12 protein-coding genes are annotated in these 16,669 nt (G+C 68.4%); 3 read left to right on the forward strand and 9 right to left on the reverse strand.

Annotation, left to right across the window (positions count from 1 at the left end; all coding sequences use genetic code 11):
- Positions 1-68: 68 nt before the first annotated feature.
- The 7 genes from E1H18_RS22180 to E1H18_RS22210 all read right to left on the reverse strand — a co-directional run bounded on the left by E1H18_RS22180 (position 69) and on the right by E1H18_RS22210 (position 9,292).
- On the reverse strand, positions 69-1,289 hold the full coding sequence (locus E1H18_RS22180) for a PepSY domain-containing protein (RefSeq protein WP_172272908.1): 1,221 nt from the start codon (positions 1,287-1,289) through the stop codon (positions 69-71).
- A 3-nt stretch (positions 1,290-1,292) separates the two neighbouring features.
- On the reverse strand, positions 1,293-3,398 hold the full coding sequence (locus E1H18_RS22185; RefSeq protein WP_172272911.1) for a TonB-dependent siderophore receptor: 2,106 nt from the start codon (positions 3,396-3,398) through the stop codon (positions 1,293-1,295).
- A 122-nt stretch (positions 3,399-3,520) separates the two neighbouring features.
- Positions 3,521-4,678, reverse strand: a complete 1,158-nt coding sequence (locus E1H18_RS22190) for a glycosyltransferase (RefSeq protein ID WP_172272914.1) — start codon at positions 4,676-4,678, stop codon at positions 3,521-3,523.
- 1 nt (position 4,679) lies between these two features.
- The gene (locus E1H18_RS22195; RefSeq protein ID WP_172272917.1) at positions 4,680-5,783 is read right to left on the reverse strand and encodes a glycosyltransferase family 4 protein; all 1,104 of its coding nucleotides are present in this window, start codon (positions 5,781-5,783) and stop codon (positions 4,680-4,682) included.
- A gap of 1 nt (position 5,784) precedes the next feature.
- Complete coding sequence (locus E1H18_RS22200; RefSeq protein WP_172273639.1) at positions 5,785-7,107, reverse strand: lipopolysaccharide biosynthesis protein; 1,323 nt, start codon at positions 7,105-7,107, stop codon at positions 5,785-5,787.
- Complete coding sequence (locus E1H18_RS22205; protein ID WP_172272920.1) at positions 7,100-8,302, reverse strand: hypothetical protein; 1,203 nt, start codon at positions 8,300-8,302, stop codon at positions 7,100-7,102. Before E1H18_RS22205 ends, E1H18_RS22200 begins: the two co-directional genes overlap by 8 nt.
- An 81-nt stretch (positions 8,303-8,383) precedes the next feature.
- The gene (locus E1H18_RS22210) at positions 8,384-9,292 is read right to left on the reverse strand and encodes a formyl transferase (RefSeq protein WP_172272924.1); all 909 of its coding nucleotides are present in this window, start codon (positions 9,290-9,292) and stop codon (positions 8,384-8,386) included.
- Positions 9,293-9,427: 135 nt separating this feature from the next.
- Between E1H18_RS22210 and E1H18_RS22215 the strand changes: the two genes are divergently transcribed.
- Positions 9,428-10,342 carry a DUF4861 family protein gene (locus E1H18_RS22215; protein WP_370526572.1) on the forward strand — a complete coding sequence of 305 codons (915 nt, stop codon included), beginning with the start codon at positions 9,428-9,430 and terminating at the stop codon, positions 10,340-10,342.
- Here the strand turns inward: E1H18_RS22215 and E1H18_RS22220 are convergent.
- Complete coding sequence (locus E1H18_RS22220) at positions 10,339-12,786, reverse strand: glycoside hydrolase family 3 N-terminal domain-containing protein (protein ID WP_172272930.1); 2,448 nt, start codon at positions 12,784-12,786, stop codon at positions 10,339-10,341. The genes E1H18_RS22215 and E1H18_RS22220 overlap by 4 nt on opposite strands.
- A 141-nt stretch (positions 12,787-12,927) precedes the next feature.
- Between E1H18_RS22220 and E1H18_RS22225 the strand changes: the two genes are divergently transcribed.
- Together E1H18_RS22225 and E1H18_RS22230 are read left to right on the forward strand one after the other, a co-directional pair.
- Positions 12,928-14,082, forward strand: a complete 1,155-nt coding sequence (locus E1H18_RS22225; protein WP_172272932.1) for a glycoside hydrolase family 105 protein — start codon at positions 12,928-12,930, stop codon at positions 14,080-14,082.
- Entirely contained in the window at positions 14,079-15,344 is a 1,266-nt protein-coding gene (locus E1H18_RS22230; protein ID WP_172272934.1) for an alginate lyase family protein, read from the forward strand. The genes E1H18_RS22225 and E1H18_RS22230 overlap by 4 nt, the downstream gene beginning before the upstream one ends.
- Positions 15,345-15,443: 99 nt before the next feature.
- Here E1H18_RS22230 and E1H18_RS22235 read toward each other — a convergent pair whose 3' ends face one another.
- Positions 15,444-16,511, reverse strand: coding sequence for an alginate lyase family protein (locus tag E1H18_RS22235; protein WP_172272936.1), 1,068 nt, complete (start codon positions 16,509-16,511; stop codon positions 15,444-15,446).
- Positions 16,512-16,669 lie beyond the last annotated feature (158 nt).

Consider the following 16,669-nt stretch of genomic DNA (forward strand, 5'->3'; position numbering starts at 1 on the left):
GGACGTAGCTTCTTTCGCATGGAGCTGAGAGGCGACGCATCCGGGCAAAGCGATATCGCCGGTCTAGTTCACCCGGCCAGGATGGCCGGCGTTAGCCAGAGAGCGATGATCAGGAGCGCCAAGGCGGGAATGGACCACCAGGACACGCCTCGGATCGCTACGCTCCAGGCCGACCGAGAGCCAGCCTGGGCGGGCTGTAAGCGTGTGGCGTAGATCATTACGCCGGTGACCGAGAGCGCGGTCAGCCCCGCGCCAAACACAAACCAGATCAGCTTTGTGGCCAGGCCGCCAAACGTGCCGAAGTGCAGGGGGTCGGCCATCTCGGCTATCCGCTGGTGGGCGCTCAATTGATCGCCGACCACCTTCAAGGTCACGGCGTTTGAGACCGGATCGACAAAGACCGCGTTGGCTTTCTCGGTGACAAGGGTCGTACCCGCCTCGCCCTGGAAACCGACCGCCTTCATGCCGGGGAACGGAAACAGCACGCGGCTGACCGTCAGCTCTGGATAGGCGGTCGCGGCGCGGGCGGCCAGCCGGTCGAGATCCGCGCCCGACGGCTGGGGCAGGGCGATCTTGCGCTCGGCCTTGCTGACGGTCTGCAACGGCAGGGTTGGCGGGGCTGAGGCCCCGAGCAACTCGACCAGGTACCAGAGGCTGGTGACGACCACGAGGGCCACGAACCACAGGCTCCAGACCCCGAACAGCCGATGCAGGTCGCCGCTAGTTTTGCGCAGGGTCCCGCCGCGCGGACGCTTGAAGAAGCCCTTCCAGAACTTCTTGTAGGTGACGAGGCCAGTGATCAGCGAGGTCAGCAGCACGAAGGCCAGGCTGGTGACCAGCGGGATGCCGATCGCCACCGGCAGCATCAGCCGCCGGTGGAAGTCGCGCAGGAACCGCTCGATGCTGCCGAAGCCCGCCACGCGATTGACCTCGCCGGTGGCCGGGTCGAGCAGCACGCGCCTGCGGTGACCGTCGGCCGCCTTGATCACCACCGTGGTGGCGAACCAGGGATCGGGACCGCGCTCCATCAGGTCGATGCGACCGCCAGGCACGGCGTTCAGCGCATTGTCGGCCAGGGTTCCCCAACTGGCGCTCTGGCCTGCTGCGGGCGAGGCCCGCAGAGCCGGGTCGGCCAGCCAGTCCAGTTCGTTGGCGACGACGGCCAGGGTTCCCGACAGGCAGATGATCGCCATGAACAGGGACAGTTTCAGTCCCAGCCAGGCGTGCACCCGCCACCAGCGCGACCGCGCCTTGGGCGCGCGCGCCGTCCCCGTCGTCGTCGCTTTCATCGGCTAGAAGCGATAGCCGGCGGTGAAGGCGAACTGCTGCGGATCGCCATAGCGGCAGGCGTTGACGCCGCCGGCCAGGCAGGCCGTGTATTTCTTGTCCAGCAGGTTGCGGGCGTTCAGCGCGAAGCGGTAAGGCCCTGGCGTCCATTCGACCAAGGCGTCGACCAGCGTGTAGGCCTTGTTGTCGAAGGTCGCGCCGACGATGTTGCTGGCGCCGATATAGCGCGCGCCTGCGCCGATCTTGACGTCCGACAGGCCCAGCCCGGCCAGGCGATAGTCGGCGAACACCGACAGGGTTTGACGCGGCACGAAGGTCGGGCGCTGGCCCTGCTCGCCCACGGTGTTCGAGCGGGTAATCTCCGGATCGAACCAGGCATAGGCCACCAGCAGGTTCAGGTCCTTGGCGACTTCGGCTTGGGCCTCGGCCTCGACGCCCCGGGTGCGGATCTCGCCAGTCTGGACGCTGAAGCCGGCGGGGCGGCCGGGCGTGTTGTCAGGGGTCAGGACGTTGGTCTGGGTCAGCTGATAGACCGCCGCGCTGAGCAGCAGCTTGGAGCCTGGCTTCTGGTAGCGCAGACCCGCCTCGATCTGCTCACCCCGGCTGGGCACGAAGCTCTCACCGGCGAAGTCCGAGCCGATCTGCGGCGCGAACGAGCGGGCATAGCTGGCATAGGGCGCCAGGCCGTTGTCGCCGACATGCACGACGCCGGCGCGCCAGGTGAAGGCGTCGTTTTTCTGCTCGGTGTCGACGCCGGTGGCGCGCACGTGGGTGCGGTTACGGCTCCAGTCCTGACGGCCGCCCAGCACCACGATCCACTTGTCGTAGCGGATCTGGTCCTGGAAATAGACGCCGACCTGACGGCTGCGGACGTCGGCGCCGCGGTTGCGGCTCTGGCGGTTGTCCACGACCGGAACCGCGCCATAGACGGGGTTGTAGATGTTGATCGGCGTGATCGTGCCGTTCTGGAAGCGATCGTTGCGATAGGTCGGCACGTAGACGTCGACGCCGGCCATCAGCTCATGCGTCAGGGCGTCGGCGTTCAGTTCGTACTTCACGCGGGTGTCGGTCGACAGGGCCGTGGTCTTCTCGCGGCGATAGCTGATGGTGCGGGTCAGATCGCCCGCGGCGGTCACCGCGCCGACCTGCAGGTAGTCCCAGTCCAGCTTGCCCTCGTAGTAGCGCAGGCTGTGCTCCAGCTTGAGGCCTTCAGAGAAATTGTGATTGAAGCGGTAGCCCAGGGTCCACTGGTCGGCGTCGTAGCGGTCGAAGCCGGGCTCGCCGACGAAGCGATCTCGAGCGATCGCGCCGCGCGGCAGGCCGGCGCCCGTGACCAACTGCACGCTGAGCGGGGCGGCGAAGTTCATGCGGATTTCCTGGTAGCTGCCCAGCAGCGTCAGGTCGGTGTCGGCGTCGATCTTCCAGGTCAAAGCCGGCGCGAAGAAGCGCTTGTCGTCCTTGATGTGGTCGACGTCGGTGTTGGAGCCGCGGACCAAGCCAGTCAGGCGCACGGCGACGCGGTCATTGATCGCGCCGGTGTAGTCGGCGGCCAGTTCCTTGCGCTCGAAGCTGCCGTACTGGGCGCGGATCTCGCCCGAGCGGGCAAACGAGGGACGCTTGCTGACGGCGTTGATCACGCCGCCCGGGCCGAGCTGCCCGTACAGCACCGAGTTGGCGCCGCGCAGCACTTCCAGGCGCTCCAGGGCGTAGGGCTCGATACCACCGCCATAGGTCGCGGCCTGGGGTTTGAGGCCGTCCAGCAGGATGCTGCCGTCGGCGGTGTTCACCGGGAAGCCGCGCAGATAGACGTTGTCGGCCGAGCGGGCGAAGCTGGCCGACTGGGTGACAAGACCGGGCGTGTAGCCCAGGCTTTCACTGATGGTCTTGGTGTTGACGGTCTCGATGAACGAAGCGTCGACGACGGACACCGATTGCGGCGTCTCGATCAGCAACGCGTCGGCCTTGCCGACGGCGACCCGATTGTTGACACGAGCGGTGACGACCAACTGGCCGACCACGGTATCGGCTTCTAGGGGAGCGATCTCGGCGGCGGAGACAACGGCGGGGCACAGGGCGGCGATCGCCGCGCCCAGAAGCAACAGGGTACGCATAACATTCCTTTGTTTGCGGCTCTGTTACTGAGAGGCGTTATTATTTGCAAGATCGTGTGGCCGTTTCGGCATTGGCCGACCTGACGTGCTGGCTATGTTGCGTTCCGATGAGATCCAGGACCTCAGGGGCGGACGGGCGCGGTCTCGAGCGGCTGCTGAAGCGGCTGGGGGGCTTGGTTCGCCTGGCGGACGGCGGCTCGGCGAGCCTGAACCGTTCCGAAGAGCTCCAGATAGGCCGAGGCGACCTGAGAGGTCCGATAGCCTTGAACGGCCTGGGACAGGCGCTGCGGATCGGGTGACGGCGTATTCAGTTGCGCCTCGAGCGCCTGGGCCATGCCCTGGATGTCACCGGGCGACACGACGCGGCCATGGGCGGGTGTCCAGAGCAGGTCCTTGACCGCAGGCGTGCAGGCGGTGGCGACCACGGGGCGGCCGCGGCCCAGGGCCTCGACGATCACTGCGCCGAAGCCCTCGTGCCACGAACTGAGCAGCAGCAGTCGCGCCCGGTCGAGCCAGGGGCGAATATCGGGCGCATAGCCGGCGAACTCGACACGATCCCGGACGCCGAGATCGATAGCCAAGGTCTCCAACTCGGCGCGCAGCGGACCGTCCCCGACGAAGGCCAGGCGCGCCTCCGGATCCTGGATCTGCGCAAAGGCCTTCAAGGCGACATCGTAACCCTTCTCAGGGGCCAGGCGGCCCGCCGCAACGATGAGCTTGCCTGAGGCGATGCGGAGCGGATCGACGGCGTCGTCCAGGGCGGGGAGGGGGATGGCCGTCGCGATGGCGCGGCCCAGCAGGCCGTCGATCTCAGGCAGGGTTTGCGGTGACAGCGTCACCATCGCGTCGGCGTCGCGCAGCCGACGGCGGGCGCCGACCTCGAACGCCCACTGCTTCAGGCCGCGCCGGCCGTGGCGGAAGATCGGCGAACTGACCTGGGCCACGATCGCGGGACGGGCGTTCCCGAGGGTTTTGGCGACGGACCGCGCGAGCGACCAATGGAAGTTTCCAGGCACGAACAGCACGTCGGCTGGGTGGAGGCGCAAGTGCTCGGCGACGGCCTCGCCCAACCGGAGGCGTGATCCCACACCGCGTGGAATGGGCGGAAAGCACTCGATCAGGTCGATCGCCGCCGACACGTGACCCGACTGGGCTCCGGTCGCCGATCCACAGAGGAGGGTGACCTGATGGCCCGCCTTGGCCCAGGCGTCGGCGAGGCGCAGGGCGACGCGTTCGGTGCCGCCCAGTGGCAAGTCGTGAAGGACGACGAGAATCCGCATGTCAGGCCATCGCTCGCAAGCGTTGTACGATCGCCGCGCCCCGCGCCACGAACTGCTCTGACCCGAAGCGCGTCTGGGTGCGGGACCGAGCGGCCTGACCCATGCGCGCCAGGCGCTCCGGATCGCTCAGCGCTTCAGCGAGGGCGGCGGCGAGGGCGGTCGCATCGCCCGGAGGCGCCAGGAAGCCGGTTTCGCCCGCGACGATGCTGTAGGGCAACTCGCCGACCGCCGAGGCCAGCACCGGCAGTCCCGCCTGCATCGCCTCATGGGCGGCGACGCACAGGCCCTCCGATCGCGAGGGCTGCAGATAGAGATGCAGGTCGGCCAGAAAGCGCGGCGGCGCGGCGCAGAAGCCGACCAAATGAACATTGTGCAGGCCGGCCGCGGTCTTCTGGGCCTGCAGCCGCTCCATTTCCGCGCCGTCGCCGGCGATCCGCACTTCGAACGGCGCGGGCGGCGAGAAGCCGTCGCGCTTGAGCTGGGCCAGGGCGTCGAGCAGGACGTCGTAACCCTTGACCGGATGCAGACGGCCCAGGGCGCCCAGCCGCAGGGTTTCGCCCTGTCGCCAGGCTGTGGCTTGCGGGGCCTGGGCGTCCATCGCGAAGATCGGCCAGCAGATCAGGCGGTCCGGCGCCGGCGCGATGCGCTCGGCGGTCAGGGCTGTGACGCTCTCGGAATCGCCGATCCACAGCGCCGAGGCCGAGCGCCGCCAGCGTAGCAACGCGCGGTTGGCGGGCTTCAGGAAGGCGGCGTGCTGCCAGCTGACCACCGGCGTGTTCAGCCAGCCGCCGACGATCTGGCCCATCAGGGTGGCGCGCGTCAGGGAGGTCCAGACGACGTCGGGCTTCCAGGTCTTGAGCTGGGCATGCAGCCACCGCAGGGCGGCGACCTGCTGCTTCTCGCCGAATGGACAGACCCGCACGTCGAGACCGGCGGCCTCCATGGCGGGAAGACCGCGGCCGTCCCGGCGCCCCAGGGCGAAGACCGCGATCTCGGCGCCGGCCTGGCGCAGGACTGCGGCGATGGCGGGCACAGGCGACTGGGCGCCGCCGCCTTCCACGGAATTGATCACATAGGCGATGCGGAGATCTGGCTTGGCGAGCATGTCAGGCGGTCCTGGGCGCGGGCGCGGCGGCCGACGGGGCCTGAAGGGCCAGGGCGAGGGCCAGCAGGCTCATGGTCAGCACGGCTTGAGCGACGATACAGGGACCGATGGCGGCCTCGCCCCAGGCCGGTAGGGCGACCAGCAGCATGACCACCAGGCCGAGGCTGGCGGCCAGATTCATGCCGGCCGACAGGCTGGGCCGGCCCAGGGCGGTCAGGGCGGCGCTGAGCGGCGGCGCGCACAGCAGCAGGGTGCGGGCGATGGCCAGCCACAGCATCAGCCCGCCGGCCGCGGCGAAGCCGTCGCCGCCGATCAGCCTGGCAAGGTCGTTGCCGAACAGGCCAAACAGCGCGCAGACCGGGACGGCCACGAGCATGGTCACGGCGCTGACGCGGGCGATCGTCGAAATGACCTGGGCCGTCTGGCCGCGGGCCGCCAGCTTGGCCAGCTCGGCAAAGGCGGCCTGGCCCAGGCTCTGGGCGGGTTGGGCGATGACCGTGGTCGCCCTTTGGGCGATGGCGAACAGGCCCGCGATCGCCGGACCGCCCAGCCAGCCGATCGCCAGCGGCGTCAGGCGTGCGGCGAGGTCGGCGAAGGTCACATCGGCATTGGCGCCCAGCATGAAGCGCAGCAGACCTGGGTTCTCTGCGCGCACGCCGCGAAGGCCGGTCTGCAAGGTCAGGACGCGCAGCGAGCGCGGCGCGGTCGCCAGGGCCATGATCCACATGACCGCCCATTCCAGCACCGCTGCAGCGAGCCAGGCCCACAGGAAGCCGACGAGGCCCCAGCCGCCGGCCCAGACCGCGACAGCGCCGATCAGACGGGCGACGGCGGGGACCAGGCTGTGGGCGCCGAGCAGGTCGAAGCGTCCGGTCACCTGCAGGTAGCCCGCCGCGGTGGCGCGCACAGAGGCCAGCACGGCCAGGCTGTAGGGCAGGCTCAGCGCGATGGCGCGCGGCGACCACCCGAGCTTGGCGCCGATCCAGGGAGCCAGCAGCGCCGCGACGACGACGGCGACGACGCCGCAGGCCAGCTCCAGCACGGCGGCGAACTTCAGAAGGCGCGCCAGCCGCTGTTCGTCGCCGGCCAGCAGGGCTTGGGCGCCATAGCGTACGACGGCGTGCCAGCCGGGGAACTCGATGATCCCGCCAACGGCCAGCACATAGGTATGGACCAGGACGAGGATCCCGTAGTCCGTCGGCCCCAGGGCGCGAGCGGCCAGGGCGATGTAGACGAGGCTGACGACCCCGGCCCCGGCCTTGCCGCTCAGCAGACGCAGCGTATTGCCGAAGATGCCGCGCAGCGCGCCGCGATCCTTAGCCATAGGCGACACGGGCGAACTCGGTCAGCGGTTGCAACAGCGGAGCGGTCAGGCCGGCGAACGCCGCCACGGCCCGCGCCGCCCGCCGCGCCGAGGGTTCGTCCGTCAGGTCGAAGCTGTTCTCGAACAGCTCTTGCTGCACATGGCGATAGCCCGTCGCGTGATCGGCCGAGGCCGTCTCCAGCGCTTGGCCCAACTGGTCGACGCCCTCGATCACCCGGCCCATCCGCCAGTGGCCGAAGTTCTTGTCGTCCTGCCAGTCATGGCCCTGGGGGTTGAGGAAGATGCAGGGGCGCGAGCGCAGCAGGAACTCGTAGACCTGGCTGCTGGCGTCGCCCAGATAGATGTCCGCCGCCTGGGTGTAGGCCATGGTGGTCGAGGCGCGGCTGCCCAGGTCGATATGGATGTTCGGCGCGTTCAGGTGGCGCGCCTCCATCTTGCCCGGACGATCGATGCGCAGCTTGTCGATGCTGATCGTGAACGGCCGCTCGAACAGCATGACGTGTGGCGCGAAGATCAACTGGTACTCGGGATGGTCCACGAACCAGTCCAGCACCTGGCGACCGGCCGTGAACCACGACGACAGGTGCGGCGAGACGTGCGGATTGTAGAGCACCAGCGGTCGGCCGTCGTTGGGCAACGGACGGGGCGGGGCGGCCGGGGCCAGATCGAACTTCGGATAGCCGACGACCGAGATCGCGTCGGGGCGTACGCCGGTGTCGCTGATCAGGCGCTCGCGGATCTTGGGGCCGGAGACCAGCACGTGGTCGAAGAGGGCGCTGGCGGGATCAAAGCCGACGGCCCGGTCGCCCGCGCCGTGGCGGGTGTGCACGATCTTCAGATGATCCAGGCCAAAGCGGGTCTTGAGGATCAGCGAGGTCTTCTCGGCGACCACCAGCACGTCGACCGTGCGGAAGAAGTCTAGGTTGTCGCGGTAGAACAGCAGCTTGCCGGCGGGCAGCAGGCGCTCCAGCATCTGGTTCGCCAACTGGCTGGACCGGCGCGTGAGGCCCAGCTCCACGACCGGCAGGCCCGGTCGGCCGCCGCTCAACCGGGTCACCTCGGCGGTGAGCCGCGGGTTCGAGGTGGCGATGACCACCTCGGCGTCGAGATTGGCGTCCACCATCGCCAGAGCGATCGGCAGGCTGTGCGCCACCTGATGGACTTGGTCGTGATTGAAGAGGAAACAGATCCGCATATGAGAGTGACGCCGCCGATCGACGACCACCCTACACGTTCTTTAAAGTCCTGCTGCGGCGCCTGGTCGCAGATAATATTCCTATAAAGAACGCCTCGCGGCCCGGAGGCGCAGCTTGCGGGCGATGTCGATCGCCAAGCCTTGCGGCGAGGCCTTGATCCACTTGGCGTCGAACAAGGTGACGGGCCCGCAGGCGGCAAGGGTGTGGCGTCCGCCGGTGTAACGACCGGGCGCCGTCGGCCCCTGCAGGATCGGCGAAGCCGAGGCCTCGAAGCGGTCGGGCGTCAGCACGTCGACCACCAGCAGGCGCAGGTCGCCGCCATAGGTGCGGGTGCAGTCCTGAACGGGCAGATGCAGGCGGCCCTCATGCACGAAGGGCGTGCCGCCGGGGCGGCTGCTGGCCAGGTCGATCCGCACGGGATTGCCGGCATGGGGCGTCCAGGGGCCTTGCAGGCTTTCGGCGTAGGCCAGATGCAGCTTGCCCTGCTTGTCGGCTTGCGTCCCGTCCGGCGAATAGGCGCACCACCAGCGGCCCTCCCACTGGAAGAAGGTCGGATCGATGGCTGGCGTGTCGAAGGCGATCGTCGTCACGGGCTCCCAAACGTCCGGAAAGCGCTTGGCCCGATAGAGGGTGAAGGTCCCTGAGCGGAAGGCCTCGGGCGTCATCCAGGTCTCGCCCTCGGCCTCGAACACGACTGGATAGGACAGGTGCCAGGGCTCGCGGATCACCGTGCTGCGGCTGACCGGGCGGAAGTCGGCGTCCAGCTCCAGATGGTCGATGATCCCGTGGCGGGTGCGATAGTCGTAGGCCTCGGCGAACAGGTGCAGACGGCCGTCGCGCCACAGGCCGAAAGGATCAGCCAGGAAGGCGTAGGACGGCTCTTCCGGCAACCAGCGCACGGGGGCCTTGTGCAGGCCGCCGGCGGCGGCGACCGCTTGGATCGGGCTCTCGATGACGCCAATCCGCCAGATGTCGGAAAACAGGGGCATGTCCTGCGCTAGCGCAATGCGCAGGGGATTTTCAAGGCGAATGCGTGGCGACCTCCTTTGGTCTGAAATTGGCTAGACCAGTTTGGCCTCGCGTTGTACCGGTCAGATATCCGGACGTGCTGAATGGAGAGCTCGGTGCTCAAGCGGCTTTCTCTCGCGGGGATCCTCGCGCTGTCCATGGCGTCGGCTCAGGCCCAGGATCATGGCTCCCCAACGCCGCTGACCAAGCCGGACGCCGAGGGGCAAAAGCCCCGCGCGACGGTGGTGCTGGCGCCATATCGCTTCAACGACATCCTGTGGGAAAACGACCGCACCGCCCACCGGATCTACAGCCGCGACCTGGAGAAGAACGAGCCGCCGTCGACTTCAGGCATCGACGCCTGGGGCAAGAGCGAGCGCTGGCCCTATATGGACCGCCAGCTGAAGACCGGCGACCAGCATGCCAACCACGGCGAAGGGCTGGACTTTTATGATGTCGGTACGGGCCGCGGGTCTGGCGGACTGGGCGTCTGGGCCGACAACAAGCTGTGGACCTCGCGCAACTGGGCCGACTGGAAGGTGATCCAGAACGGTCCGGAGGTGGCCAAGTTCAGCGTCGACTACGCGCCCTGGCCCGTGGACGTCGACCGCAAGGTCTGGGAGACGCGGACCTTCACCTTGCCGCTGGGGACGAACTTCACGCGCATGGTCTCGACGATCAGCTCGGACAAGCCCGGGACGCTGGTGGTCGGGATCGGCATCTCCAAGCGCAAGCGGGCCAGCGGCTCGGGTGTGTTCCGCAAGGATCTGGCCCCCGGCCGCGTCACCTTCTGGGAGCCGGCCGACCCGACCAAGGGCTCCATGGCCATCGCCCTGATGGTCGATCCGGCGTCGGTGGTCGAGGTGCGCCAGGACTTCGACAACTACCTGATCCTGATCAAGGTCGAGGCCGGCAAGCCGTTCGTCTACTACATGGGCGCGGCCTGGGACAAAGGCCTCGACTTCCACACCGCCGCCGAATGGGACGCCTATGTGACGTCCCAAAAGCCTGACTTCGACCCCAGTCGCTAGCAGCTGGGAGGCTGCTGGGCGGGGGCCAGGCGGATGTCTTCCAGCGTCAGTGACAGCGGGCCGTTCGTGGTCAGCTTGAACGGTTCGCCGACGGCGCTCAGGTCCGCGCCGGCCTTGGCCAGGCAGGTGAGGGCGATTTCCGTCGTCTTCCAGGCGCCAACCTCCGTCAGGGGAAGGGCGACGCCGCCGCCGCCCAGGCCGAAGGTCGCCGCGTTCGCTGCGGGGGCGTCGAGACGATAGCGGACGCGCAGCGCCAGCCCTTGCTGGGCCTGCGCCGTCAGGCTGACGGCCTTGCCCGACAGCGAAACCTGACCCGCGCCAGCGAACACCAGCGATCGCCCCGACTCCTGCGCCGAGCCGTCGACCACGGCGTAGCGCGAACCGCCGCTCGGCGTGGCAGCCTGGCGCGACTGGCCGGCGCGAACCGTGCCGCTGGCGTCCTTCAGGCTCAGCGACCAGGGCGGGATGATCCGGCCGTCGGCCAGGAACCGCTCGACGCCACCGGCCAGCACGCCGGAGACCTCGGCCAGCTGAGCGACTTGCGCCGGTTGTTTGTAGGAGAGGCCATAGCCATAGGCGAACTGCGGATCGTAGCCGGCCTGGCCGATGTTCAGCGGGCCCTGGACAGCGGTCTTGGGCCAGGAGAACGACAGCTTGCCGGTGAAGTCGTGGCGCGGCTTGCCGTCCTTTCCGGCCACGAGCACGTCGGCGACGCCGCCGCCTTCCGTCCCCGGCAGCCAGGCGGCCACGAAGGCGTCTGCGGTGTTGATCTCGGGGTTGGTCCACAGCGGCCGGCCCGACAGGAACACCGCGACAGTCGGCACGCCCTTGGCTTTCAGAGCTCGCATGAGTGCCAGGGGCTGTTCAGGGACGAAGTCCAGGTTGTCGATATCGCCTTGGAACTCGGCATAGGGCGTCTCGCCGAACACCACGACGGCGACGTCCGGCTTGTCGGTGAAAGCGCCGTCCGGGCTGAGCACGGCCGAGCCGCCGGCGGCGGTCGCGGCGTCGCGCAGGCCGGCCCAGATCGACTGGCCCTGCTTGAAGTCGGCATTGGTCGTGCCCGTGCCCTGCCACGAGATGGTCCAGCCGCCCGAGGCCTGGCCGATGTCATCGGCGGCCGCGCCGGCCACCAGGATCTTTGCGCCGGGCTTCAGCGGCAGCACGCCGCCATTGTTCTTCAGGAGAACCAAGGACTCGCGCACGGCTTCTCGCGCCAGGGCGCGGTGCTCGGGCGAGGCGATGACCTTGAAGTCGCCCTCAGCGGCGGGACGCTTGGCCTCAAACAGGCCGGTCTTGACCTTGACGCGCAGGATGCGGGTCACGGCCTCGTCCAGGCGCGCCATGGGGATCTCGCCCGACTTCACCTGGGCCAGGGTGTTGGCGTAGAGGCCCTTCCAGCTGTCGGGGGCCATGTACATGTCGAGCCCGGCGTTCATGGCCAGGGCGCAGCTTTCCTTGCTACAGCCCGGCAGCTGGCCGTGCGCGTTCCAGTCGCCGACCGTGAAGCCGGTGAAGCCCAGCGGGCCGCGGAGGACATCCGTCAGCAGGCTCTTGTTGCCGGTGTGCTTTTCGCCGTTCCAGCTGGAGAACGAGGCCATGATCGTCAGGACGCCGGTGTCGATGGCCTCGCGATAGCCCGACAGGTGGACGTCGATCAGTTCGCGCTCGCCGCCTTTGTAGTCGCCCTGGTCCAGCCCGGCCTCGGTGCCGCCGTCGGCGAGAAAGTGCTTGGCCGAGCCGGCGATGTGGCCGTTGGCGAGGTGTCCGGTCGTCAGCTTGCCCTGCAGGCCCTCGGTCATCGGGCCGGCATAGCGACGGGCGATGTCGGGGCTTTCGGCGTAGCCTTCGTAGGTGCGGCCCCAGCGGTCGTCGCGCGGCACGGCCAGGGTGGGGCCGAAGGTCCAGTCGGCGCCGGTGGCGGCCACTTCCAGAGCGGTGGCGCGGCCGATGCGTCGGATCAGGTCGGGATCGTGCGCCGCGCCCAGGCCGATATTGTGCGGAAACAGCGTCGCCCCGACCAGGTTGTTGTGGCCGTGCACGGCGTCGATGCCGAACATCAGCGGGACGCGCGCGCCGGGGCGCTCGGACGCCGCTTGGCGGAAGCCGCGAACAGCCTCCAGCCACTTGGCGGCGTCACCGCGTTCGTCGCCGAACGGACCCGAACTGCCCCCGGCCAGCAGCGAGCCCAGCGGGTAGGTCAGCAGGTCTTCGGGTTTGATGTAGGTGATGTCGGCCTGGATGGTCTGGCCGACCTTCTCCTCGACGCTCATGCGCTTGAGGAGATCGGCGACGAAGGCCTCGGTCCTGGCGTCGGTCAGCGCCTTGGGGCTGGCGGCCTTGGGCCAGTTCGTCGGCTGGGCCTGGCTCGAAGCGGCGACCGCTGGTGCGGCCGCCAGGATCGCGGTGGCGCACAAACCCGCGGCGAGTTCGAACCGGACCATAAGCACTCTCCCTAACGCTGTTCTTTCGGCCTCGTTAGCGGAGGAAGCGCATCGTGGCCAGACCAATTTGAAATGACTTCGAAATGGCTTGACCAAATTTGGTCGACCGTTAGTGATGGTCCCAAATCGTGGGAGGTTTCGATGCAACGACGCAGCGGCGGCGCAGCCCTGGCGCTTGTTCTTTTGGCCGCGACGGCGCCGTTCGGGAGCGCCCAGGCCGCGCCCGCGGCCGCCGCCCGGGCTGCCTCGCCGCTGGCCGTAGCGCGTCCGGTGGCCGACTGGCAGTTGGCCCACATGGACCGCTTCGACTACGTCAGCAGCTTCCGGCATCACACAGAGGCGCCGCGCGACTGGATCCAGGCGACCTTCTATATCGGCCTGTCCGACTTCGCCGACGCCACCAAGGATCCGCGCTACGCCGCCGCCCTGCAGGCCCACGGGGCCAAGGAGGGCTGGGGCTTCGACGGCCGGCCGCGCCACGCCGACGCTGACGTCACTGGCCAGGTCTGGCTGTGGACGGCCGCACGATCGGGCAACCGCAAGCAGTTGGCCCCGATCACCCAGCGCTTCGACGCCGTGCTCGCCGCGCCGTCGACGGTGTCGATGGACTTCGGGCCCAAGCCCCCGCAAGGCGGCGACCCCTACTGCCAGGCCCGATGGTGCTGGAGCGACGCCCTGTTCATGGCTCCGGCCGCCTGGGTCGGGCTGTCGAAGGCCACCGGCGATCCCCGCTACCTGGCGCACGCTGACCGCGAGTTCTGGGTCACGACCGACGCGCTCTATGATCCGGTCGAGCACCTCTATTTCCGCGACAGCCGCTTCATCGAACGCCGCGACGCCGGCGGCCGCAAGATCTTCTGGGGACGCGGCAACGGCTGGGTGTTCGGCGGCCTGGTGCGCATCCTGTCGGCCTTGCCGGCTGACCATCCCAGCCGTCCACGTTACGAGGCGCTGTTCAAGGACATGGCCGCCAAGCTGATCACCCTGCAGGGCGCGCAAGGCTATTGGCCGGTCTCGCTGCTGGAGCCGCAGGACATCCCCGAGACCAGCGGTACGGGCTTCTTCGTCTATGGCCTGGCCTGGGGGATCAACAACGGCCTCTTGCCCGCCAAGACCTACAAGCCGGCGACGGTGAAGGGCTGGGACGCCCTGCAGCGCGCCGTCGGTCCTGACGGCAAGTTGGGCTGGGTGCAGCAGGTCGGCGTCGCGCCGGACAAGGTCGCTGCGACCGACACCCAGCTCTACGGCGTCGGCGCGTTCCTGATGGCCGCGACCCAGATGGAAAAGCTCAAGTGAAAGCAGCCTATGCTTTGACAGCCGTCCTGGCCGCCGTGGCGTTCGTGGCGCCGGCGAAGGCCGCCGAGCCCGGTCCGCAATGTGTCGGCGCTCAGGGCTATGCGGCCAGCTTCGGTGAGCGGCGCACGTTCCGCTGGCGGCCGGAATGGCTGGCGGCCAGCAAGGCCCAGCGCACCGATACGCCGGCCTACACAGCGCTGATCAAGCGGGCCGACGCGGCGTTGACCGGTCCCGTCTACACCGTCACCGACAAGCTGCGCACGCCGCCGAGCGGCGACAAGCACGACTACATCAGCATGGGCCCGTACTGGTGGCCCGACCCGGCCAAGCCGAACGGTGAGCCCTATGTGCGGCGCGACGGTCAGGTCAATCCGGAGCGCAACACCAGCGCCTTCGACGTCACGTCGCTGGAAGCGATGAGCGGGGCGGTCGAGGCGCTGTCGCTGGCCTACTACTTCACCGACGACCCGCGCTACGCCGACAAGGCCGCTCAGCTCCTGCGGGTGTGGTTCCTTGATCCCGCTACGCGGATGAACCCCAACGCCCGCTTCGCCCAGGGCGTGCCGGGCCGCACGCCAGGCCGCGCCGAAGGCGTGTTGGACACCTTCCGCCTGTTGCGCGTGGTCGAGAGTGTTGGCGTGCTGTCGCCGTCCAAGACGCTGTCGGCCGCCGACCAGGCTGGACTGGAGCGCTGGTTCGCCGACTACGCCCGGTGGATGCAGACCAGCCCGACCGGCCGCGAGGAGCGGGCGGCCACGAACAACCACGGCAGCTGGTACGACTATCAGCTGGCGACCTTCGCCCTGTTCGCGCGCGACGACGCCTTGGCGCGCAAGGTCATCTCGGAGGTCGGCAAGACGCGGATCGCGCCTCAGGTCGCGCCCGACGGCGGCCTGCCCGAAGAGCTGAAGCGCACCCGCGCGCTGCACTACAGCTATTTCGCGCTGGAGCCGCTGGTCGGCCTGGCGGACCTGGGTCGCTGCGTCGGCGTCGACGTCTGGGGCTATCAGACCAAGGACGGGCGGGGCCTGCGCAAGGCCATGAGCTTCTTGGCCCCCTATGTCGGACGCGAAGCCAGCTTCCCGCACAAAGAGATCAATCCGGCCGGAGCGGCGGGGGAGGGCGCGCCGCTGTTCACCCTGGCGGCGCGCGCCTATGGCGACGCCGGCTTGGCCAAGGCCGCCGCGGTCTCGGCCGCCGCCAGTCCCACCGCGCTCGATCGGCTGCTGATCGCGCCTTACGAGCCCAAAGAGCGCTTCTGAAATCTGTCGATCAAACCGGGCGATGCGTATCCTTCGCCCACCCTCCCGTATCGATGGAACGGGCGGCTGGATCCTCCTCCAGCCGCCCAATTTTTTGCGTCAGCGGGTCGCGGCGAACAGGGTCAGCCAGGCCGGCGGCGACTTGGTCGTGGCGCTCGACACCGCCTTCAGCACCGGTGCGTAGCGCGCGTCCAGCTGCGTCGCCAGGGCGAAGGTCTGGACGCCGTTCGACCGATCCCAGGGATGAGGCTGGTACTCCTTCTGCCCGGCCGCCGCGCGCTGGGCGTCGAAGGCGATCTTGGAGCGGGCGAACTCCTGGTGGGTCTTCTCGCCTAGCGCATAGGGCGCCAGCCAGTCCAGCGCGCCCGGCAGGCTGGAACCCGCGGCGCTCTTGCGGCTGAACCAGTCCTGGCCGTGCGCCTTGGCCGTAAGGGCGGCCATCATCAGTGGGTCCAGGTCGTAAGTGACGTAGTGCAGGGCGTCGCGCTCGTGGAAGTCGAACACCGTGCCGTCGGGATTGATGTTGGCGCCGATCTGCCGGTCATAGGCGTCGCGGGCCCTTGTGATCAGCTTGGCGTCTCCGGTCAGGAAGGCGGCCATGGTCGCCAGCTTGACGCGGTGGCTTTGCCAATTGGTCTCAGGCTTGTCGCGTGGTTTGTCCATCGCGTCCAGATAGCCCTCGGCCATGGCGCGGGCGAAGCGCTGGATCTTCTCGCGTCCGGCCGGCGACATTTCCGAACAGGTCAGGTCACAGGCCATCACGACCTGGTCGAAATGGGTCTCGTCGATTGGGTTGAGCGAGATCTTGTAGACATCCGCCCACGCAGTGAGGAAGCGCTCGGCCGACTCGAGATAGCGGCGCTCGCCGGTCATCCGGTAGGCCAGAGCCAGGTTCAGCATGATCGGCAGGTCCTCGCGGGCCTTGGTGCTGATCTCGCGAATACCCTTTCCGGGTAGGGTGCCTTCGGTGTGAACCACAGGCAGCGGGCCGGGTTGACGGGCAAGGCCAGCCTGGGCGCGGCGCACGATCTCGACCGCCGCAGGGCGGTCGCTGAGGCCGGGCAGGGCGGTGGTGAAGCGCTCGTCCAGAAGCGCGAAATCCTGGGCGTGAGCGGTGTTTGCGAGCGCCAGCGCAAAGGCCGCGCTGGCGAGAAGATATCTGACCATCTGAAAAGCCTCCTCCGTGCGTGGTCGCTTCGTTTTGAGACGCGCGCCCACATTATGGTCTGACCATATAGCGATGGTCACAAAGATTGGCATTACCAATTCTTGACAACGTTGGACAGTCGTCAGATACGTCATCCCAAGGGAGCCGCAAAAGCGCA

Origin of the sequence: Caulobacter sp. RHG1, assembly GCF_013181195.1 — a bacterium.
GTDB lineage: Bacteria > Pseudomonadota > Alphaproteobacteria > Caulobacterales > Caulobacteraceae > Caulobacter.